General features: G+C 70.5%; 15 protein-coding genes. 7 read left to right on the top strand and 8 right to left on the bottom strand.

Annotated elements, in window-relative coordinates:
• The first annotated feature begins 59 nt into the window (after positions 1–59).
• Entirely contained in the window at positions 60–1,433 is a 1,374-nt protein-coding gene (locus tag C1N81_RS13695; protein ID WP_394429081.1) for an amino acid permease, read from the top strand.
• A gap of 10 nt (positions 1,434–1,443) precedes the next feature.
• Here C1N81_RS13695 and C1N81_RS13690 read toward each other — a convergent pair whose 3' ends face one another.
• Positions 1,444–3,075, bottom strand: coding sequence for a DUF6345 domain-containing protein (locus tag C1N81_RS13690; RefSeq protein ID WP_394429080.1), 1,632 nt, complete (start codon positions 3,073–3,075; stop codon positions 1,444–1,446).
• Positions 3,076–3,286: 211 nt separating this feature from the next.
• Here C1N81_RS13690 and C1N81_RS13685 point away from each other — a divergent pair, with 211 nt between their 5' ends.
• The gene (locus C1N81_RS13685) at positions 3,287–3,712 is read left to right on the top strand and encodes an OsmC family protein (protein WP_394429079.1); all 426 of its coding nucleotides are present in this window, start codon (positions 3,287–3,289) and stop codon (positions 3,710–3,712) included.
• 110 nt (positions 3,713–3,822) lie between these two features.
• Positions 3,823–5,703, top strand: a complete 1,881-nt coding sequence (gene dnaK, locus C1N81_RS13680; protein WP_394429078.1) for a molecular chaperone DnaK — start codon at positions 3,823–3,825, stop codon at positions 5,701–5,703.
• Positions 5,704–5,710: 7 nt separating this feature from the next.
• On the opposite strand, the gene C1N81_RS13675 is transcribed toward dnaK, so the two are convergent.
• From C1N81_RS13675 to C1N81_RS13650, 6 genes are all read right to left on the bottom strand, one after another.
• On the bottom strand, positions 5,711–6,586 hold the full coding sequence (locus C1N81_RS13675) for a helix-turn-helix domain-containing protein (RefSeq protein ID WP_394429077.1): 876 nt from the start codon (positions 6,584–6,586) through the stop codon (positions 5,711–5,713).
• Between the two features lie 40 nt (positions 6,587–6,626).
• Complete coding sequence (gene narI / locus C1N81_RS13670; RefSeq protein ID WP_394429076.1) at positions 6,627–7,349, bottom strand: respiratory nitrate reductase subunit gamma; 723 nt, start codon at positions 7,347–7,349, stop codon at positions 6,627–6,629.
• Positions 7,346–7,954, bottom strand: a complete 609-nt coding sequence (gene narJ / locus C1N81_RS13665) for a nitrate reductase molybdenum cofactor assembly chaperone (RefSeq protein ID WP_394429075.1) — start codon at positions 7,952–7,954, stop codon at positions 7,346–7,348. The genes narI and narJ overlap by 4 nt, the downstream gene beginning before the upstream one ends.
• Positions 7,951–9,558, bottom strand: coding sequence for a nitrate reductase subunit beta (gene narH, locus C1N81_RS13660; protein WP_394429074.1), 1,608 nt, complete (start codon positions 9,556–9,558; stop codon positions 7,951–7,953). Before narH ends, narJ begins: the two co-directional genes overlap by 4 nt.
• 37 nt (positions 9,559–9,595) lie before the next feature.
• Positions 9,596–13,282: a nitrate reductase subunit alpha gene (locus tag C1N81_RS13655; protein ID WP_394429073.1), complete on the bottom strand. Its 3,687-nt coding sequence runs from the start codon at positions 13,280–13,282 to the stop codon at positions 9,596–9,598.
• A 182-nt stretch (positions 13,283–13,464) separates the two neighbouring features.
• Entirely contained in the window at positions 13,465–14,274 is an 810-nt protein-coding gene (locus C1N81_RS13650; RefSeq protein WP_394429072.1) for a helix-turn-helix domain-containing protein, read from the bottom strand.
• Between the two features lie 39 nt (positions 14,275–14,313).
• Between C1N81_RS13650 and C1N81_RS13645 the strand changes: the two genes are divergently transcribed.
• Together C1N81_RS13645 and C1N81_RS13640 are read left to right on the top strand one after the other, a co-directional pair.
• Positions 14,314–14,619, top strand: a complete 306-nt coding sequence (locus C1N81_RS13645; RefSeq protein WP_394429071.1) for a 4a-hydroxytetrahydrobiopterin dehydratase — start codon at positions 14,314–14,316, stop codon at positions 14,617–14,619.
• A 28-nt stretch (positions 14,620–14,647) separates the two neighbouring features.
• On the top strand, positions 14,648–15,361 hold the full coding sequence (locus C1N81_RS13640) for a class I SAM-dependent methyltransferase (protein WP_394429070.1): 714 nt from the start codon (positions 14,648–14,650) through the stop codon (positions 15,359–15,361).
• Positions 15,362–15,378: 17 nt separating this feature from the next.
• Here C1N81_RS13640 and C1N81_RS13635 read toward each other — a convergent pair whose 3' ends face one another.
• Positions 15,379–16,362 (bottom strand): aldo/keto reductase, encoded by a 984-nt coding sequence (locus tag C1N81_RS13635; protein WP_394429069.1) that lies wholly within the window; start codon positions 16,360–16,362, stop codon positions 15,379–15,381.
• A gap of 217 nt (positions 16,363–16,579) precedes the next feature.
• On the opposite strand from C1N81_RS13635, the gene C1N81_RS13630 reads away from it, so the two are divergent.
• Together C1N81_RS13630 and C1N81_RS13625 are read left to right on the top strand one after the other, a co-directional pair.
• A complete protein-coding gene (locus C1N81_RS13630) occupies positions 16,580–18,454 on the top strand; it encodes a rhamnogalacturonan lyase (protein ID WP_394429068.1) in 1,875 nt (624 codons plus the stop codon).
• A gap of 158 nt (positions 18,455–18,612) precedes the next feature.
• Positions 18,613–20,313, top strand: coding sequence for a WXG100-like domain-containing protein (locus C1N81_RS13625; RefSeq protein WP_394429067.1), 1,701 nt, complete (start codon positions 18,613–18,615; stop codon positions 20,311–20,313).
• Positions 20,314–20,325 lie beyond the last annotated feature (12 nt).

Genomic DNA, 20,325 nt, shown 5'->3' with positions numbered 1-20,325 from the left:
TGGAGTGCCGCCCGGCGATCCCGCGGTGGCGTCAGCACTTCCGAGAGGCGCACCACCCCATGCACGACACCGGGCCCGCACCGCAGACGGCTCCGGCCAGGGACGACGACCAGGACAGCAGGCACGCCCGCAGGTTCGGTCTCCCCATCGCCACCGCCCTGGTCATGGGCAACATCATCGGCGGGGGCATCTTCCTGCTCCCCGCCTCCGTCGCCCCGTACGGCACGGTCAGCCTCGTCGCCTTCGGCGTCCTGACGGTCGGCGCCATCGCGCTCGCCCTCGTCTTCGGCCGCCTGGCGCATCGGCATCCGCAAACAGGTGGCCCGTACGTCTACGCCCGTGAGGCCTTCGGTGACTTCGCCGGGTTCCTGGCCGCCTGGTCGTACTGGATCACCACCTGGGTCTCCAACGCGGCGCTCGCCGTCGCCGCCGTCGGCTACCTCGACGTGCTGCTCCCGATCCACGGCTCCACGTTCTGGACGATCGTCGCGGCCCTGAGCTGCCAGTGGCTGCCCGCGCTCGCCAACCTCGCGGGCACCCGGTACGTCGGCGCGGTGCAGCTGATCTCCACCGTGCTGAAGTTCGCGCCGCTACTGCTCGTCGCCGTCGGCGGCCTGTTCTTCTTCCACGCCGACAACCTCGGCCCGTTCCGCGCGACGGACGACTCCGCGCTCGGCGCCGTCTCCGCGTCCGCCGCGATCCTGCTCTTCAGCTACCTCGGCGTCGAGTCCGCGTCCGTCAGCGCGGGCGAGGTCCGCGACCCGCAGCGCAACGTCGGCCGCGCCACCGTCCTCGGCACCGGGCTCGCCGCGCTGCTCTACCTCCTCGGCACGGTCTCGGTGTTCGGCACCGTCGCGCACGACCGGCTGGTCGACTCCACCGCCCCGTTCTCCGACGCCGTCAACGCGATGTTCGGCGGCACCTGGGGCGGCACCGCCGTCGCCGTCGCCGCACTCGTCTCCATGGTCGGCGCGCTCAACGGCTGGACACTGCTCAGCGCCCAGACCCCGTACGCCGCGGCCCGCGACGGCCTGTTCCCGCAGGCGTTCGCGAAGAAGCGGCGCGGGGTGCCGACGGTCGGCGTCGTCGTGGCCGTCGTCCTCGCCTCGCTGCTCACGGTCTACAACTACACGGCGGGTTCGACGGGCGTCTTCGAGACACTCGTGCTCGTCACGACGTTCACCGCGACCGTGCCGTACCTGCTCGCCACCGCCGCGCAGATCTACTTCCTGCTGTCCGGTCAGGGCGACCGCGTCAACCGTTCGCGCCTGGCCCGGGACATGGTCCTCGCGGTCGCCGCGTTCGGCTTCTCCATGTGGCTGGTCGGCGGCGCCGGATACGCGGCCGTCTACCAGGGCGTGCTGTTCCTGTTCGCCGGCGTCCTCGTCTACGCGTGGATGGCGGCCCGCAAGAAGCGGACCGCCACCCCCTGACCCCCGTCGGTCACCTGGCCAGGGGCGCGACCACCCAGCGCAGCTTCTTGAACATGCTGTCCCGCGAGCCCAGCTCGATCAGCTTGCGGGCGGCCGGATAGGCCTCGTTGCCCTCGATCTCGTAGCCGACCTCGAGCGTGCCGGGGACGTCCCTGACCTCCAGCTGCGCCTCGATGTCGGCGGCCGAGCGCTCACTGTCGGACGCCATCGCCGTCAGGTGCGCGATGCGCCGCTGCTGCGCCTCGTCGAGCGCCTGGCGCGGGTCGCGCGAGCCGGGCGACGCGAGGGCCTGCTTGCCCTTGCCGGACGGCGGGGCGACCGCCGAGCTCGGGGTGCGGACGTCGCCGGTCGGCTGCCGCGTCGACAGGGTCGCCTGGACGACGGTGCCGTCGTTGTCCAGCGCCACGCGGAACTCGCCGCGGCCCGGCGTGATCACCGGTACGCCGCCGAAGACCTGCCGGAACGTGACGTGCGTCTGCAACGACACCGGCTCACCGATCTGCGAGCCGTCCTTCTTGCCGCTGTTCTGCATCAGGTCGTGCACGCCCTCGACGACCAGTTCGGCGCCGCCCGTCGCGTCGCCGTGCTGCTCGACGAAGGCGCGGGCCAGCTCCACCGCGCGGTCGGTCGGCAGCTGCTCGGTGTTGCGGTGGTTGGCGTCGGCCAGCTTCACCCAGCGCACCGCACCCGGCGCCGTCGACACGTACTTGTCGCCCGAGTTCGCGCTCAGCACGCCCTGCCGCTCCACATGCACCTCTTGCAGCGCGGCCTGCGGGAAGTGCGCGAGCTGCCCGAGCTGGGTCAGCTCCTGGCCGGGCTGGCGCGGCGCGAGCTGCACGATCTTCGGCTCGGCCGGTGCCTGCGTCATCGGGTCGCGCAGGCCCTCGCGGGCGTAGTACCAGCGCCAGGCGTACCAGGCGTCGGAGACGTGCTCGCGGAAGAAGTTCCGCTCCTGGTTGAGACGGTTGGTCGCCTCGGCCTGGGTGGCGCCCGTCGCGGCGACGGAGGGGGCCTGCCCGTGGTAGATGTCCCAGCTCGCGTTGAGCCACGCGTCGCAGTACGTCTGCCCGGCCCGCCACTTCTCCCAGAACTTCTTGCCGTAGTCGCCGCTGTCGATGCTCGTCGTCTCGAATCCGAAGATCATCCGGGAGCCGAGGTTGGGCCCCGCCCATGTGCGGATCGGGGAGTGCCCGTCGAGGACGCGCAGCGAGTTGCACGTCGACCAGAACACGTAGTTGGCCCGCTCGTTGCCGAACGCCATCCGGTTGGAGACCGCGTCCGAGCGGTTGTCCCACTTCGCGCCGAGCGGCGCGAAGAACACCCCGTTGCCGTCCATGCCGCCGTGGCCCGAGTGGTACACGGCGACGACGGCGTCCATCCCGTACCGGTCCTGCCAGTTGTCGTACGTCTCCTCGTACGCCCACACCTGCGCACCCGCGTCCGCGAACCAGAAGTTGCGGTCGTAGAACTGCTGGAGGTACGCCAGCCAGCCGGTGGCGTCCTCGTGCGTGTGCGAGAGCGGGTTCTGGTTCACGAACTTCTGGATGCTGAACGCACCCCACCAGCCGAACGTCGAGTCGCGGTCGGCCGCGCCGGGCTTCCCGGTCTCCAGCGGTGACGGACCGCGCTCTGAATAGATCATGCGCATTGGTCTAACCCCCTGCGAACCCCCGTGCGGATTCCCCTGGTCGGGTGGGCCAAAGTGTCACCGTCGCTCCGGTTTGCCCAGCGCGTATTCCGGCCATTGGCCAGTGGCGCGGTCCTCCCCGTACAGCGGGGGCGGATGTGGTCGGATGGGGGCCGGAGACAATCGGGAACGGTCCCGTCCGGGGGCCGTACGGAAGGGAAACATCGTGGCAACCACGCGCACCGCACACACCGTGTGGGAAGGCAACCTGCTCGAGGGCAACGGCGTCGTCACCTTCGACTCGTCCGGCATCGGCGAGCAGCCGGTGTCGTGGCCCTCGCGCGCCGAGCAGGCCAACGGCAAGACGAGCCCGGAGGAGCTGATCGCGGCGGCGCACTCGTCCTGCTTCTCCATGGCGCTCTCGCACGGCCTGGCCGGCGCGGGCACCCCGCCCACCAGGCTGGAGACCTCCGCGGACGTGACGTTCCAGCCCGGCGAGGGCATCAAGGGCATCCACCTCACCGTCCGGGGCAGCGTGCCCGGCATGGACGAGCAGGCCTTCGTCGCGGCGGCCGAGGACGCCAAGAAGAACTGCCCGGTGAGCCAGGCGCTGACCGGTACGGAGATCACGCTGACGGCCGAGCTGGCCTGACCGCCGCCCCGTCGCCGTTCGTCCCCTTGACGCGGGCCCGCTCAAGATTTGTGCTTGATGACTGAGCGGGCCTGCTTCCATGGGATGCGAGCGGCGAGAGGGGACGCGTCATGGCGCGTGCGGTCGGGATCGATCTCGGTACGACGAACTCGGTGGTGGCCGTACTGGAGGGCGGTGAGCCCACCGTCGTCGCCAACGCGGAGGGCGCGCGCACGACCCCCTCCGTCGTCGCCTTCGCGAAGAACAAGGAGGTCCTGGTCGGCGAGGTCGCCAAGCGGCAGGCCGTCACCAACGTCGAGCGCACCGCGCGCTCCGTGAAACGCCACATGGGCGACGGGAACTGGCACTTCCCCGACAGCGGCACCATCGACGGCGCCCGCTACAGCGCGCAGGAACTCGCCGCCCGCGTCCTGCAGAAACTCAAGCGCGACGCCGAGTCCTACCTCGGCGAGGACGTCACCGACGCCGTGATCACCGTGCCCGCCTACTTCGACGACGCACAGCGCCAGGCCACCAAGGAGGCCGGCGAGATCGCGGGCCTGAAGGTGCTGCGCATCATCAACGAGCCGACGGCCGCCGCGCTCGCGTACGGCCTGGACAAGGGCGAGGAACAGACCGTCCTCGTCTTCGACCTGGGCGGCGGCACCTTCGACGTCTCGCTCCTGGAGATCGGCGACGGCGTCATCGAGGTCAAGGCGACCAACGGCGACACCCGGCTCGGCGGCGACGACTGGGACCAGCGCGTCGTCGACTACCTGGTGAAGCAGTTCAGGAACGGCCACGGCATCGATCTCGCCGCCGACAAGATGGCCGTGCAGCGGCTGCGCGAGGCCGCGGAGAAGGCGAAGATCGAACTGTCGTCGTCGAGCGAGACGACGGTCAACCTGCCCTACATCACCGCGTCCGCCCAAGGCCCCCTGCACCTCGACGAGAAGCTGACACGCGCCCAGTTCCAGGAGCTGACCGCCGACCTCCTCGACCGCTGCAAGAAGCCGTTCCACCAGGCCGTGCAGGACGCGGGCGTGGACCTGTCGGCCGTCGACCACGTCATCCTCGTCGGCGGCTCGACGCGGATGCCCGCCGTCACCGACCTCGTACGGGAGCTGACCGGCAAGGACCCGCACAAGGGCGTCAACCCCGACGAGGTGGTCGCGATGGGCGCGGCTCTCCAGGCGGGCGTCATCCGCGGCGACGTCAAGGACGTGCTGCTGCTCGACGTGACGCCGCTGTCCCTCGGCATCGAGACCAAGGGCGGCGTCATGACCAAGCTCATCGAGCGCAACACGACGATCCCGACGCGGCGTTCGGAGACCTTCACCACCGCCACCGACAACCAGCCCTCCGTCGGCATCCAGGTCTTCCAGGGCGAACGGGACATCGCCGCCTACAACAAGAAGCTCGGCGTCTTCGACCTGACGGGCCTGCCGCCCGCGCCGCGCGGCGTCCCGCAGATCGAGGTCACCTTCGACATCGACGCCGACGGGATCATGCACGTGTCGGCCAAGGACATGGCGACGGGGCGCGAGCAGAAGATGACGGTGACCGGCGGCTCCGCCCTGCCCAAGGACGAGATCGACCGGATGATGCGGGAGGCCGAGGCGCACGCCGAGGAGGACCGCGCCCGCCGCGAGGCCGCCGAGGCGCGCAACGAGGCGGAGCAGCTCGTCTACCAGACGGAGCGGTTCCTGCGGGAGAACGAGGAGCGGGTCCCGTCCGGGATCCGCGCGGAGGTGGACGCGGCCGTCGCCGAGTTGCGGACGACGCTCGCCGCCGATCCGCCGGACACGCACGCCCTGCGCGAAGGCGTACGCAAACTGGCCACCGTCAGCCAGAAGGTGGGCCAGGCGATGTACCAGGACGCGCAGAGCGGAGGCGGCGCGGCGCAGGACGTGCCCCGTGAGGAGCCGCACGAGGACGTGGTGGACGCCGAGATCGTGGACGACGAGAAGGGCGAGAAGGGCGGTGACAAGGGCACCGGCGCCTCTTCATGACCCCCTGTCACTCCTCCGCGGGGCCGAGCCGCTCCCGCCACTCCGCCATCAGTTCGAGCGTCCGCTCCGCGCTCGCCGCCTGCGCCACCAGGTGGTCGAGCACCTCCAGATGCATGCCCACCTCGTCCCGCGAGTCCAGGTACAGGGCCCCGGTGATGTACTCGCTGTAGACCATGTCGGGCAGTTCGCGCACGGGGAAGCGGAACAGGGTGAACGGGCCGAACGTGCCCGGGTGCGGCCCGCTCGCGAACTCGGCTATCTGGAGCGTGACGTGCGGGAGCCGGGCCACTTCGAGGAGGTGGTCCAGCTGGTCGCGGAGCACGTCGGGGCCGCCTGGCGGGCGGCGCAGCGCCGTCTCGTCCATGACGACCCACAGGTGCGGGGCGTCCTCGCGGGTGAGCAGGGACTGGCGGGCGAGGCGCAGGGAGACGTGCCGGTCTATCTCGTCGGGCTTGGAGCGGCCGACCGTGCCCGCGTCGAAGACGGCCCGCGCGTACGCCTCGGTCTGCAGCAGCCCCGGCACGAAGTGCGGTTCGTAGGCGCGGATCATCTCCGCCGCGCCCTCCAGGCTGACGTAGAGGCTGAACCAGTCGGGCAGCACGTCGTGGAACCGCTGCCACCAGCCGGGCAGGTTCGCCTCCTCGGCGAGCGCCACGAACGCCTCTATCTCGCGCTCGGGGACCTCGTACAGCTCCAGGAGCATCTGGACGTACGGGATCTTCAGGGCGACCTCGGCGGTCTCCATGCGGCGGATGGTGGCGCCGGTGACGCGCAGGGCCTTGGCGGCCTCGTCGCGTTTGAGCCCCGCGGCCTCCCTGAGGTCGCGCAGGCGCCGCCCGAGTACCACCTGGCCCACGGTGGGGGCGGGCCGTCGTTCACTCACGTCACACGTCTCCCCACGTGCCGTTCTCTTCGTGCAGCGGCTATGAGCCGGTGCGCTCCCACCCCCGTCGCTCCGGTCGCGCGGTCAGGCGCCGCGGGTCGCGGCTGCGATAGACCACGTAGGGCCGGAACAGGTACTGCAGCGGCGCGCTGAACATATGCACGAGCCGGGTGAACGGTACCAGCGCGATGAGTGACATGCCCACTACCGCATGGATCTGGTAGAGCACGGGCACCCCCTCCATCCGCGAGATGTCCGGGCTCAGCGTGAACAGGCTGCGGGCCCAGGGGCCGATGGTCTCCCGGTAGTTGTAGCCGTCGCCCGAGGAGTGCGACAGCTTGGCGACCATGCCGAGGACGAGGGAGGCGAGCAGCACGACGTACATGAGCTTGTCGTTGCGGGTCGTCGCGAGGAAGACCGGCGCCTTCGTACGGCGCCGGTAGATCAGCAGGAAGATGCCGACGACGGCGAGGACGCCCGCGAGGGTGCCGCCGATCAGCGACAGCAGATGGTAGGAGTGCTCGCTGACGTGCACCGCGTTCGTCCACGACATCGGGATGAACAGGCCGATGACGTGGCCCGCGAGGACGAACAGGATGCCGTAGTGGAAGACCGGCGAGGCGATGTTCAGAAGCTTGGACTCGTAGATCTGCGAGGAGCGCGTCGTCCAGCCGAACTTGTCGTAGCGGAACCGCCAGATCGTGCCCGCGGCCAGCAGGACGAAGGCGATGTAGGGCAGCGCGCCCCAGATCAGCGTGGTCACCGGGCGCGCTCCTTCACGAACAGCGGCAGGGATTCGCGGCCCCCCAGGTCACCGAAGGGCTCCAGGCCGACGTCCTCGCGCGGCGGGCCCGAGCGGGCGAGCGCGAGCGCCTCGGCGCGGTCCTTGGGGGAGGGCCCTGGCAGCGAGGCGCAGACGGCGTCGAGAACGGCCGCGTACGGGGTGCCGTGCTCGGTCAGGGCGAGGCGCAGGAGTTCGAGGCCGCTGCGGTGCTCCTCCAGGAGGAACGGACCGGCCTGCGCCGAGAACTCCAGGACCGCGGGCAGGAAGTCCGGCAGCTCCTCGCCGGTGAACTCCATGCCGTGCTCCCGGTAGACCTCCTTGAACCGGACCAGGGACATGCCGCGCCGCCGGGTGTCCCCGTCGCGCCACCAGGTCAGGTACAGGCTGTGCCGGTTCTTGAAGTCGAAGACCTGGACGTAGTGGGCGGCCAGGTCCTGAAGAGCGGTGCTCTCGGCGTGGTCGACGAAGGGGGCGAGCTGCTGCGCCGCCGCCCGGACCAGCGGAAGCCGCTCGTACAGCTCCTCGTCCGGGTACGTGAGGCAGAGCGCCGCCGCCTGGTGGAGGAGTGCGGAGGGGGGCGTCACGGGCTCTCCTTCGGGTCGTCGGCGGTCTGGCGGCGCTTGGTGAGGTGGAAGTTCTCGAAGGAGACGACCGGCAGCAGCTTACGTCCGCCCGCCATGGTGTTCCCGGAGTCGCCGCCGAAGGGGCCCTCGCCGCCCATGCCGGGCCCGTCCGCGTGGTCGAGGCTGCAGGAGTCCGGCAGCGCCGACTCCTCCAGGCGCTGGGCGTCACCGACGGCGGCCGTCGGGATGACGTACCGCTCCTCGTACTTGGCGATGGCGAGCAGCCGGTACATCTCCTCGATCTCGTGCGCCTCCATGCCGACCGACGCCGCGACGGACGTGTCCGGCTGGTCGCCGAGGTTGATGGCCCGCATGTGCGAGCGCATGGCCGCCAGCTTCTCCAGGGAGGCGCGGACGGGGCCGATGTCACCGGCGGTGAAGATCTCCGCCAGGTAGGCGAGGGGGATGCGCAGGGTGTCGATCGCGCCGAAGAGGTTGGCGTGGTCCTCGCCGTCGTGCCCGGTCTCGTTGAGTGCGTCCACGACGGGGGAGAGCGGCGGGATGTACCAGACCATCGGCATCGTCCGGTACTCCGGATGCAGCGGGAGCGCCACCTTGTACTTGCTGATGAGCGCGTGCACCGGGGAGCGGCGCGCCGCCTCCATCCAGTCGTACGGGATGCCGGCCTCCTCGGCGGCCCGCTGCACGTCCGGGTCGTGCGGGTCGAGGAAGACATCGAGCTGCGCCTCGTACAGCGCGGTGTCGTCCTTGGTCTGCGCCGCCGCCGTCACCTTGTCGGCGTCGTAGAGGATGACGCCGAGGTAGCGCAGGCGCCCCACGCATGTCTCGGAGCAGACGGTGGGCAGGCCCACCTCGATGCGCGGGTAGCACATGGTGCACTTCTCGGCCTTGCCGGTGCGGTGGTTGAAGTACACCTTCTTGTACGGGCATCCCGTCACGCACATCCGCCAGCCCCGGCACTGGTCCTGGTCGACGAGGACGATGCCGTCCTCCGCGCGCTTGTACATCGCGCCCGACGGGCACGAGGCGACGCAGGACGGGTTCAGGCAGTGTTCGCAGATGCGCGGCAGGTAGAACATGAAGGTCTCCTCGAAGGCGAACTTCACCTTCTCGGCGGCCTGCTGCCGGGTCTTCTCCACCATCGGGTCGAGGTCGCCGTACTGCGGGGCGCCGCCGAGGTTGTCGTCCCAGTTCGAGGACCACTCGATCTTCATCGGCTTGCCGGAGATCTGCGAGCGCGGCTCCGCCACCGGGTAGTCGTCGCCGAGCGGCGCCTCGGTCAGGTTCTTGTAGTCGTACGTCCAGGGCTCGTAGTAGTCCTTCATCTCGGGCAGCTTCGGGTTGGAGAAGATGCCCGCGAGCTTCTTGAACCGGCCGCCGTTCTTCAGCTTCAGGGCGCCCCGCTTGTTCAGCTCCCAGCCGCCGCGCCACTTCTCCTGGTCCTCGTAGCGGCGTGGATAGCCCTGGCCCGGGCGGGTCTCGACGTTGTTGAACCAGACGTACTCCATGCCGTTGCGGTTGGTCCACGCCTGCTTGCAGGTGACCGAGCAGGTGTGGCAGCCGATGCACTTGTCGAGGTTCATGACCATCGCGATCTGAGCCATACAGCGTCCGATGGTGACTTCGTCACGGGGCATGGGGTCAGTACTCCACCTTCTGCGAGCGGCGCCGGATGACGGTGACTTCGTCGCGCTGGTTGCCCGTCGGGCCGAAGTAGTTGAACGCCCAGGAGAGCTGGGCGTAACCGCCGATGAGGTGCGACGGCTTGAGGATGAGCCGGGTGAGCGAGTTGTGGATGCCGCCGCGCTTGCCACTGGCCTCGGCCTTGGGGACGTTGACGGTGCGCTCCTGCGCGTGGTGCATGTAGACCGTGCCGGCCGGCATACGGTGCGAGACGATCGCGCGGGCGACGACGACGCCGTTGCGGTTGACCGCCTCGATCCAGTCGTTGTCCTTCACGCCGATGGCGTCGGCGTCCTGCGGCGCCATCCAGATCGACTGGCCGCCGCGCGAGAGCGCCAGCATGAACAGGTTGTCCTGGTACTCGGAGTGGATGGACCACTTGTTGTGCGGGGTGAGGTAGCGGACGGTCACCTCCTTCTCCCCGTCCGGGCCGAGGCGCGGCTCGCCGAAGAGGCGGTTCATGTCGAGCGGCGGCCGGTAGACGGGCAGCGCCTCGCCGAGTTCGTGCATCCAGTCGTGGTCGATGAAGAAGTGCTGGCGCCCGGTGAGCGTGTGCCACGGCTTGGCGTGCTCGGTGTTGAGCGTGAACGCCGTGTACCGCCGCCCGCCCGCCTCGCTGCCCGACCACTCGGGCGACGTGATCAACGGCACGGGCGCCGCCACCGTGTCCGCGTACGTCACCCGTTTGCCCTCGTGCTCGGCGGCGAGGTGCGCCATCTCCTGGCCGGTACGGGCTTCGAGCGTGTGGAAGCCCTGGGTGGCGAGGCGGCCGTTGGTCGTCCCGGACAGGGCGAGGATGGTGTTGGCCGCCTTGACCGCCGTGTCGAGCAGGGGCCGTCCGTCGGCGGGCCCGCCGCGCACGACGCCATTGCGCTCGCGCAGCTCGGCGACCTCCTGGTCGGGTTTGAGGGCGATGCCCTTCGCGGGCAGACCCAGCTTCTCGACCAGCGGACCGAGCGCGCCGAACTTGGCGCCGATCGCGGTGTAGTCCCGTTCCACGACGACGAGGTTCGGCATCGTCCTGCCCGGCACCGGCTCGCACTCGCCCTTGCGCCAGTCCAGGACGACCCCGCCCGGCTGCGCGATCTCCCCGGGGGTGTCGTGCTGGAGCGGCGCCGCCACCAGGTCCTTGCGCACGCCCAGGTGATCGACGGCCAGCTCGCTGAGCCTGTTCGCGAGCGCCTTGAACGTGTCGAAGTCGGTCCGCGCCTGCCACGGCGGGTCCACGGCGGGCGAGAACGAGTGCACATAGGGGTGCATGTCCGTGGAGGACAGGTCGTGCTTCTCGTACCAGGTCGCGGCGGGCAGCACGACGTCCGAGAGAAGGGTGGACGAGGTCTGCCGGAAGTCCAGCGAGAGGAGCAGGTCGAGCTTGCCCTCGGGCGCCTCGTCGCGCCAGGTCACGGTGGTCGGCCGCTCCTCCGGCGCCGCCTCCTGGGCCCGGAGGGAGGAGTGCGTGCCCAACAGGTGCTTGGTGAAGTACTCGGCGCCCTTCGCGGAGGAGCCGAGCAGATTGGCGCGCCAGAGGGTGAGGACGCGCGGCCAGTTCTCGGGCGCGTCGGGGTCCTCGACGGCGAACTTGAGCGTCCCCGCCTTCAGCTCGTCCACCGTGGCTCGGACATCCTGCTCACCGAGGTCGAGGGAGCTGCGGTCGAACGTCGGGTACGACGGCATCCACCCCGTCCGCGCCGAGAGCGCGAGACAGTCGGCGCCCGTCATCCCCCGGAAGGCGCCCTTGCCGAGCGGCGAGGCGAGGACGTCCGCGCCGAACCGGTCGTAGCGCCACTGGTCGGTGTTGGTGAACCAGTACGCCGTGCCGATCATCTGCCGGGGCGGGCGCGACCAGTCGTTCGCGGAGGCCAGCGAGGCCCACCCGGTCACCGGACGGCACTTCTCCTGCCCCACGTAGTGCGCCCAGCCGCCACCGTTCCTGCCCTGGCAGCCGGTGAGCTGGAGCAGGGAGAGGAAGCTGCGGTAGATCGTCTCGGAGTGGAACCAGTGGTTGGTCCCGGCGCCCATCAGGATCATGCAGCGCCCGCGCGACTTCTCGGCGGTCGTCGCGAACTCGCGCGCGATCTTGACGCACTTCGCGGCCGGTACGGAGGTGTGGATCTCCTGCCAGGCGGGGGTGCCGACCGCGTCCGCGTCGTCGTACGAGGACGCCCACGCACCCGGCAGCCCCGCGCGGCCCACCCCGTACTGGGCGAGCACCAGATCGAAGACGGTGGTGACCAGCGGCCCGTCCTGCCCGCCGAGCCGCGTCGCCGGAACCCCGCGCCGGACGACCTCACCACGCCCCTGCCCGTGCGCGCCGCCGTCGGTGTCGAAGCGGGGCAGGAGCACGGGCACGCCGGTGGCGACGTCGGCACCGTACAGACTCAACTGCGGCTCGATGTCCTCCAGTTGGAGATTCCACCTGCCTTTCCCCGACTCGGTCCAGCGGAAGCCGAGGGAACCGTTGGGCACGGCGGCCCGCCCGGTCGCCTCGTCGAGCACGACCGTCTTCCACTCCGCGCCCTCACCGCCCTGCCCGAGGTCGGATGCGCGCAGGAACTTCGACGGGACATAGCCGCCGTCCCGCTCCTCCAGAGTCACGAGGAACGGCAGATCCGTGAACTTCTTGACGTAGTCCGTGAAGAACGGGGTCCGCCGCTCGACGAAGAACTCCTTGAGGATCACGTGCCCCATCGCGAAGGCGAGCGCGCCGTCCGTGCCGGGGTGCGGGTGCAGCCACTCGTCGGCGAACTTCGCGTTGTCCGCGTAGTCCGGCGCCACGACCACGACCTTCTGGCCGCGATAGCGCGCCTCGGCCATCCAGTGCGCGTCCGGCGTCCGGGTGACGGGAACATTGGAGCCCCACATCATCAGATACGCGGCGTCCCACCAGTCGCCCGACTCCGGCACGTCCGTCTGGTCGCCGAAGACCTGCGGCGACGCCACCGGCAGATCGGCGTACCAGTCGTAGAACGACAGCATCGGCGCGCCGATCAGCGACATGAACCGGGCCCCGGCGGCGTGCGACACCATCGACATCGCGGGGATCGGCGAGAAACCGGCGACGCGGTCGGGCCCGTACGTCTTGATCGTGTGGACGTGCGCGGCGGCGACGATCTCGACCGCCTCGTCCCACGTGGCCCGCACCAACCCGCCCTTGCCGCGCGCCTGTTGGTACCGCCTGCGCCGCTCGGGGTCGTTCTGGATGTCGGCCCAGGCGAGCACCGGATCGCGCAGCCGCGCCTTGGCCTCCCGGTACATCTCCAGGAGCAGGCCCCGGATGTACGGGTAGCGGACCCGGGTGGGGGAGTACGTGTACCAGGAGAACGCCGCGCCGCGCGGGCAGCCGCGCGGCTCGTACTCCGGGCGGTCCGGGCCCACGCTCGGGTAGTCGGTCTGCTGGGTCTCCCACGTGATGATGCCGTCCTTGACGTACACCTTCCAGCGGCACGACCCCGTGCAGTTCACCCCGTGCGTCGAGTTCACGACCTTGTCGTGGCTCCACCGGTCGCGGTAGAAGACGTCCCCGTCCCGGCCGCCCTTGATCCGCACACTGTGCAGGTCGTCGGAGGCGGTCCCCCGCCGGAAGAACCGCCCGGCCCGCAACAGCGCGGCGTCCGGCTCGGGCGGGCGGTGCGTCGTGTCTGTCACCGTGTGTGCTCCCTCGCAGTGCCGTCTGGTGCACGCTAGGGGCCGGGGGCACGGGCCACCTTCCGGCGGGGGCCGTACGGGTGGAGCGCGGGGGGCGGGCCGCCGTACGGGTGGAGCGCCGGGGGCGGGCCGCCGTCCGGGGCGTCACCCGTACGGCCCCCGCCATGGGGCGGCTCCGGGGCTCAGCCCACCTCGGACTGAAGGTACTTGACGGTCGCCGGGTCGGCCGGGAGCAGTGTCTCGATGGCCAGCTCCGCGACGGTCACGTCCATCGGCGTGTTGAACGTCGAGATCGACGACACGAACGACAGCACGTGCCCGTCGTGCTCGATCACCATCGGCAGCGCGAAGTACGGCACCGCCTCGTCCGGCACGTGCCCCGGCGCGTCCGCCGGCACCGGGTACGCCGCGACCTCCTCGTACAGCGCCCGCAGCTCCTCCGAGCGGGCCAGCGCGATCTGCCGCTCCATCTGCGCGAGCAGGTGCCCGCGCCACTCGCGCAGATTCCTGATCCGGGGCGCGAGGCCCTCCGGGTGCAGGGTCAGCCGCATCGCGTTCAGCGGCTGCTCGGCGAGCAGCTCCGCGGGGAGCGACGCCATCAGGGCGGCGAGCCCGCGATTGGTGGCGACCACGTTGTACGTCGCGTCGACGATCAGCGCCGGGTACGGCTCGTAGCCGCGCAGCAGCCGCTCCAGACCGTCCCGCAGCGCGCCCATCGACGGGTCGTCGAGCGACGTCTGGCTGAACCGGGGCGCGTAACCCGCCGCGAGCAGCAGCGCGTTGCGCTCCCGCATCGGGACGTCCAGGTGCTCGGCGAGGCGCAGGATCAACTCCTCGCTCGGGCGCGAACGGCCCGTCTCCACGAAACTGATGTGCCGCGCGGAGGAGTCGGCGCGCAACGCCAGCTCCAGCTGGCTGACCCGGCGCTGCTCGCGCCAGCCGCGCAGCAGACGGCCCACCTCGGAAGCGTTTTTGCGCGTCGCAGTCGTCATGGGGAGACCGTAACCCGCTGCGGGTGGCACGCTGGGGCCATGCCTACCGAACCGCTCTCCCAGAAGGACATCGAGGACCGCCTCGCCGAACTCCCCGGCTGGTCGCTCGACGGTGACCGCATCACCCGTGAGTACCGTCTGCCGAGCCACTTCGCGGCGACGGGCCTCGTCGTGCACATCGCCCAGGTCCAGGAGGAGCTGGACCACCACTCCGACCTGACCCTCGGCTACCACACGGTGACCCTCGCCGTGCACACGCACGACGCGGGCGGCGCGGTGACGGCGAAGGACTTCGAACTCGCCGAGCGCGTCGAGGCGTTGGCGCCGGCCCATGGCGCGAACTGACGCCCACCCCCTCGGTACGGTTGTGTCCGTGCTCGACTACGACGCGGAAGCCGCACAGTACGACGCCAGCCGTGGCGGGGAGCCCCGCGCGCGAGCCGCGGCGCAGGCCGTGCTCGGGCTCGTCCCGGACGACGCGTGCTCCCTTCTGGACCTGGCCTGCGGCACCGGCATCGTGACCCGCCGCCTGGCCCGGCCCGGCCTGCGCCCGTTCGGCGTGGACCTGGCCGACGGGATGCTGCGGGCGGCGGCGCCGCGCCTGGCGGGCCGGGTCGTGCGGGCCGACTGCCGTCAACTGCCCTTCGCAGAAGCCCGGTTCGACGTGGTCGCCTCGGTCTGGCTGCTGCACCTCCTCGCCGACGCGGCACCCGTCGTCGCCGAGGCGGCCCGCGTGCTGCGCCCCGGCGGCGTCTACCTCACGACCGTCGACAAGAACGCCGCGCACCTGGTCGGCAGCGACCTCTGCGCCCTGGTCGAGCCCTACCGCCCGCACCCTCCCGCCGACGCCGCCGACCTGATCACCTCCCACGCGGCCGTCCACGGCCTGCGCCTCTGCGGCCGGGCGACGTTCGTGGGCCACGGGCAGGGCCGCGCCCCGGCCCGCGTCGCGCGGGAGGTGCGGGCCGGGCGGGTCTACGCGGCGGGCGGCGAGGAACTGGCCCGGCGCCTGGAACGCCTGCCGGACCAGGACGTCCCGCGCCCCGACCCCACGTACACGGTGCTGGCCTACCGCCGCGAACGCTGACCCCCTGCCGTGCGGCGTCACACCGCGTCGAGGCGGGCCCGCTCCTCCGCCGTCAGCTCCAGGTCGACGGCGGCCAGGCTCTCCTCGATCTGGGCGACGGAGGAGGCGCCGACGAGCGGAATGGCCGGGACCCGATGCCCGATCATCCACGCCAGGACGACCTGGTTGACGGTCGCGCCGGACGACTTCGCCACCTCCCGCAGCGCCGCGAGCCGGGGCCGGGTGCTGCCATGGTCGTGTCCGGCGCTGAGCGGCTTGTCGTCCCGGACGTAGGCGCCGCCCAGCAGCGGGGAGTAGGCGACGAGGGTGAGGTCCTCCTCGGCGCGGACCATGCTGAGCAGGTTGCCGTCGGCGGTGCCGAGCTCGCCGTCCGGGGAGAGCGGGCTGGGGGTGTCGATACGGTGCCGCAGGTAGCTGTGCTGGTACTGGAGCACCTCGTACCCGGCGAGCCCTTCGGCGCGGGCGATCGCGCGGGCCCGCTCCACCTGCCACGCCCAGTGGTTGGAGACACCGAGCAGCCCGACCGTCCCCTCGGCCACGAGCGCCCCGAACTCCCGCACCGTCTCGGCGAGTTCCACCTTCGGGTCGGGGATGTGGGCGTAGAGCAGATCGAGCCGCTCCATGCCCAGGCGGGCCGTGCTGCCCGCGACCGCGGTGCGGATCGCCGCCGCGGAGAGCCCCTCGGCGTTGTCGACGAACCCGGTGCCGGGGGCGAGCGGCGCCGCGCCCAGCTTGGTGGCGACGACGATCTCGTCGCCGATGCCACGGCTGCGCCGCCAGTTGCCGAGCACGGTCTCGCTCTCCCCGCCGACGCTGCCGGTCTGCCAGAACGCGTAGTTGTCCGACGTGTCGACGAACGTGCCGCCCGCCTCCACATAGCGGTCGAGGATCGCGAACGCCGTCTTCTCCTCGGTCACCGTGCCGAACAGCATGGCACCCAGACTGAGCACGCTGACCTCGCGCCGGGTGGCCGGGTCGGTGCCGATGGTGCGGTACTTCATACGGGGCTCCTTCACTTCTGACCCGGGTGCGGGCCGGGCTGTCGGACGGGAGTCAACGCGTTGAAGCGCACACGAAGTCAAGCCGCCCCGCACACACGGCTCCTCTGCGGCTCGCGCCACCTCGGATCCACGGCCCACGACCGGCAACTGAACGACGGCGCGCGGCAACTGACGGAAGGTGAGCCCTTCACGAGGTCCGATCCCCAGGAGCCCCCACATGCCCACAACCCGCCCCCACCGCAGACGCCGCGGCCCACTGCCGGTCACCACCGCGGCCGTCGCCCTCGTCGCCGCCGGACTGACCTTCCTGCCCGGCGACAACGCCGCCGCCGCCACCGCCCGGCAGGCCGAGAAGCTCGACCGCGGCCTGGTCAGCGTGCACACCGACGCCGGAAACCTGATCAGCTGGCGCTGGCTCGGCACCGACCCGGACACCGTCTCCTTCAACGTCTACCGCGCCGGTACGAAGGTGAACTCGACCCCGGTGACCGGCTCCACCAACTACTTCCACTCCGGCGCCCCGAACTCCGCCGACTACACCGTCCGCGCGGTCGTGAACGGCACCGAGCAGGCCGACTCGCCGCACGCGATCCAGTTCCGGGCCGGCTACAAGGACGTACCGCTCTCACCGCCCGCGGGCGGCACCACCCCCGACGGCGTCGCCTACACCTACGAGGCCAACGACGCCTCCGTCGGCGACCTCGACGGCGACGGCGTCCTCGAATTCGTCCTCAAATGGCAGCCCACCAACGCCAAGGACAACTCCCAGTCCGGCTACACCGGCAACACCATCGTCGACGCCGTGAAACTCGACGGCACCCGCCTGTTCCGTGTCGACCTGGGCCGCAACATCCGCTCGGGCGCGCACTACACCCAGTTCCAGGTGTACGACTACGACGGCGACGGCAAGGCCGAGGTCGCCATGAAGACGGCGGACGGCACGGTCGACGGCAGAGGAAACGTCATCGGCAACTCCTCCGCCGACCACCGCAACTCCAGCGGCTACGTCCTCTCCGGCCCCGAATACCTGACGATGTTCAACGGGCAGACCGGCGCCGCGATGGGCACCGTCGACTACGTCCCCGCGCGCGGCACCGTCTCCTCGTGGGGCGACTCGTACGGCAACCGCGTCGACCGCTTCCTCGCGGGCACGGCCTACCTCGACGGCGCCCGCCCCTCCCTCATCATGGCGCGCGGCTACTACACGCGGTCGGTGATCGCGGCCTGGGACTGGCGCAACGGGGCGTTCACCCGCCGCTGGACGTTCGACACGAACTCCTCTACGAACAGCGGCAAGGGCTACGACGGTCAGGGCAACCACCAGCTGTCCGTCGCGGACGTCGACGGCGACGGCAAGGACGAGATCGTCTACGGCGCGATGGCGGTAGACGACAACGGCGCGGCGCTGTGGACCACGAAGAACGGCCACGGCGACGCGATGCACGTCGGCGACCTCGACCCGTCCCGGGCGGGTCTGGAGGAGTTCAAGGTCGACGAGGACGGCTCGAAACCATCGTCGTACATGGCCGACGCGAGGACGGGAGCCGTCATCTGGTCCACGGCCGCCAACGGCGACAACGGACGCGGTGTCTCCGGCGACATCTGGTCCGGCAGCGCGGGCGCCGAATCCTGGTCGTCGGCCGAGTCCGGCATCCGCAACCCCAAGGGCGCGGTGGTCTCCTCCCGCAAGCCGTCCTCCACGAACTTCCTCTCCTGGTGGGACGGCGACACCACCCGCGAACTCCTCGACGCCACCCGCATCGACAAGTACGGCACGTCCGCCGACACCCGCCTCCTCACCGCATCCGGCGTCCACTCCAACAACGGCACGAAGGCGACGCCGTCCCTCGCGGGCGACATCCTCGGCGACTGGCGCGAGGAAGTCGTCTGGCCGACCACCGACAACACGGCCCTGCGCGTCTACTCGACCCCCCTGGAAACCTCCACCCGCATCACCACCCTCCTCCACGACACCCAGTACCGCACGTCCCTGGCCTGGCAGAACACGGCCTACAACCAGCCACCGCACCCGAGCTTCCACCTCGGCGCGGGCATGGCGACGGCGCCACGTCCTACGATCAACACGCCCTGAGACGGCGGGGACCGGTTTTGTCGCAACTCTGTACTGAGACGGCTGCTCCGGTTGATACCCCGTGGGCCCAAGGTGTCTAGTTGATCACCGCTGTCGGCTGTCACTCACCGCGCCGACAACGACCGCAACGACATCAACACCACGGGGGATCACGGGGCATGGGCATAGTGCTGCCCGACATCGTCGACAGGGCGCTCGACCTTGCGGGCGTCGACTGGCCGAACGTCGACGAGGACGACTACACGGACATGGCCGACTCTCTCCGCGAGTTCGCGGAGAAGTTCGAGGGCCACGGAGCGGACGCGCACAAGGCGTTCACGCGGATCCTCAGCTCGTCGGAGGGCTGGGCGGTCGACTCCATGGAAAAACACTGGTCGCATGTGAAGGCCGGCCATCTGGAGAAAATTCCGGACGTGGCGCGGACGTTCGCGTTCGTGTGCGACCGGATCGCCGAGATCATCATCGCGATGAAGACGAAGGCGACGATCGAACTCGGCGTCCTCGCCGGCACGATCGTCGCCGAACTCGCCGCGTCCGGGGTGACGCTCGGCATCTCGGCCGCTGCCGCCGCAGGCGAGATCGTACTGATGCGGCAGATCGTGAAACGCCTGGTCAAAGAGGCGATCGAGGAGATCGTCGCGGAGATCGCGGCCAAGCTGGCGGAGCCCGTCACGGCGAAGCTGGAAGAACTCGCGATCGACAAAGCGCTCGACCTGGCCGAGGGGGCGTTCCACCCCGACGGCGGGGGCGGCATGAACCTCGCGTCCGCGGGCGGGGGTGGCGGTGGCGGTGGCGGTGGCGGTGGTGCGGGCAAGCGGACCCTTATCGACCACGTCGAGTTCGAGGACGGCGCGGGCAAGGTGTCGCTCCACGGCGTGGACCTTGGCGGGAACGCGCACGTCCACCTCGGCAAGGCCAAGGGCGCCTTCGGCCGGACCAAGGGCCGGGACGGGTTCACCGCCACGTTCGACCACGCCCTGGAGAAGGCGCTCGACGCCGCGACCAAGTCCGTCACCCGCACCGCCAAGCACGTCACGGACGAGATCCCGCAGCGCGTGAAGGCGGCGTCCCGGCACCAGAAGACGACCGACCACAAGGTCCGTACCCGGACCGACGCCATCGACGTGACCAAGCCGGAAGGGCGCGAAGGAGCCGGCGGCGGCGGTGGCGGAGGCGGCGGGGGTAACGGCGGCGGCAGTGGACGGGGCGACGACGACGGCCCTCGCCGGATGGACCCGCAGCCGGGCTGGCACGGCAGAAGCGCTGGTCAGATGCGACACTACCGGCGTGATGCGATGCAGGTGGATCACCTCGACCCGGAGGCGCAGCGCCGTGCGCTGGTCGATGAGGCCAAGAACGTGGCGGACGAGGCACGGAAGGCGTCGAACGGGCCCGACGGACAGCCCGTGTTGGGCCGGGCCAGGATCAAACAGGGTTGTTCCGGAGCGCTCCTGCACGACGGTGTGCTGACGGGACACTCCAGTGTGACGAAGCTGAAGGCGAATCCGCAGAACCCGGAACCGCAGCAGCGACTCGATACGCATCCGGCCCTGCGAGATGTGCTGGACGACGTGCAACGCCGACTGGAGAGTCGGGGCGAGCTGACGGGGACCGGACACGGACAGTGCACGGAAGTTGCGCTGATCTCCGACAGATTGCATGCCATAGCGGAGCGCGACGGTGTTGAGATACGCAGCGCCGAGGACATCAGGCGCGTCATGGACGGGGCGCAGGTGCATACGCGCCAGATCGGCGACATGAACCCGAACAGGCCCGGTTACCTGAGCCACGGGGAGTACAAGAAGCCGTGCCCCTCCTGCGAGGTCATGCTGCCACTCATCAACGTCACGGCTGTTTGAACGAAAGAGGAT

The sequence above is a fragment of the Streptomyces sp. SGAir0957 genome, assembly GCF_043523415.1.
This window is presented reverse-complemented; position numbering and strand designations above follow the sequence as displayed.

Coding starts and splice junctions, on each gene's coding strand:
- narH (WP_394429074.1), bottom strand. CDS start 9,558: ATGGCTCAGATCGCGATGGTCATGAACCTCGACAAGTGCATCGGCTGC.
- dnaK (WP_394429078.1), top strand. CDS start 3,823: ATGGCGCGTGCGGTCGGGATCGATCTCGGTACGACGAACTCGGTGGTG.
- C1N81_RS13690 (WP_394429080.1), bottom strand. CDS start 3,075: ATGATCTATTCAGAGCGCGGTCCGTCACCGCTGGAGACCGGGAAGCCC.
- C1N81_RS13635 (WP_394429069.1), bottom strand. CDS start 16,362: ATGAAGTACCGCACCATCGGCACCGACCCGGCCACCCGGCGCGAGGTC.
- C1N81_RS13625 (WP_394429067.1), top strand. CDS start 18,613: ATGGGCATAGTGCTGCCCGACATCGTCGACAGGGCGCTCGACCTTGCG.
- C1N81_RS13650 (WP_394429072.1), bottom strand. CDS start 14,274: ATGACGACTGCGACGCGCAAAAACGCTTCCGAGGTGGGCCGTCTGCTG.
- C1N81_RS13695 (WP_394429081.1), top strand. CDS start 60: ATGCACGACACCGGGCCCGCACCGCAGACGGCTCCGGCCAGGGACGAC.
- C1N81_RS13630 (WP_394429068.1), top strand. CDS start 16,580: ATGCCCACAACCCGCCCCCACCGCAGACGCCGCGGCCCACTGCCGGTC.
- C1N81_RS13645 (WP_394429071.1), top strand. CDS start 14,314: ATGCCTACCGAACCGCTCTCCCAGAAGGACATCGAGGACCGCCTCGCC.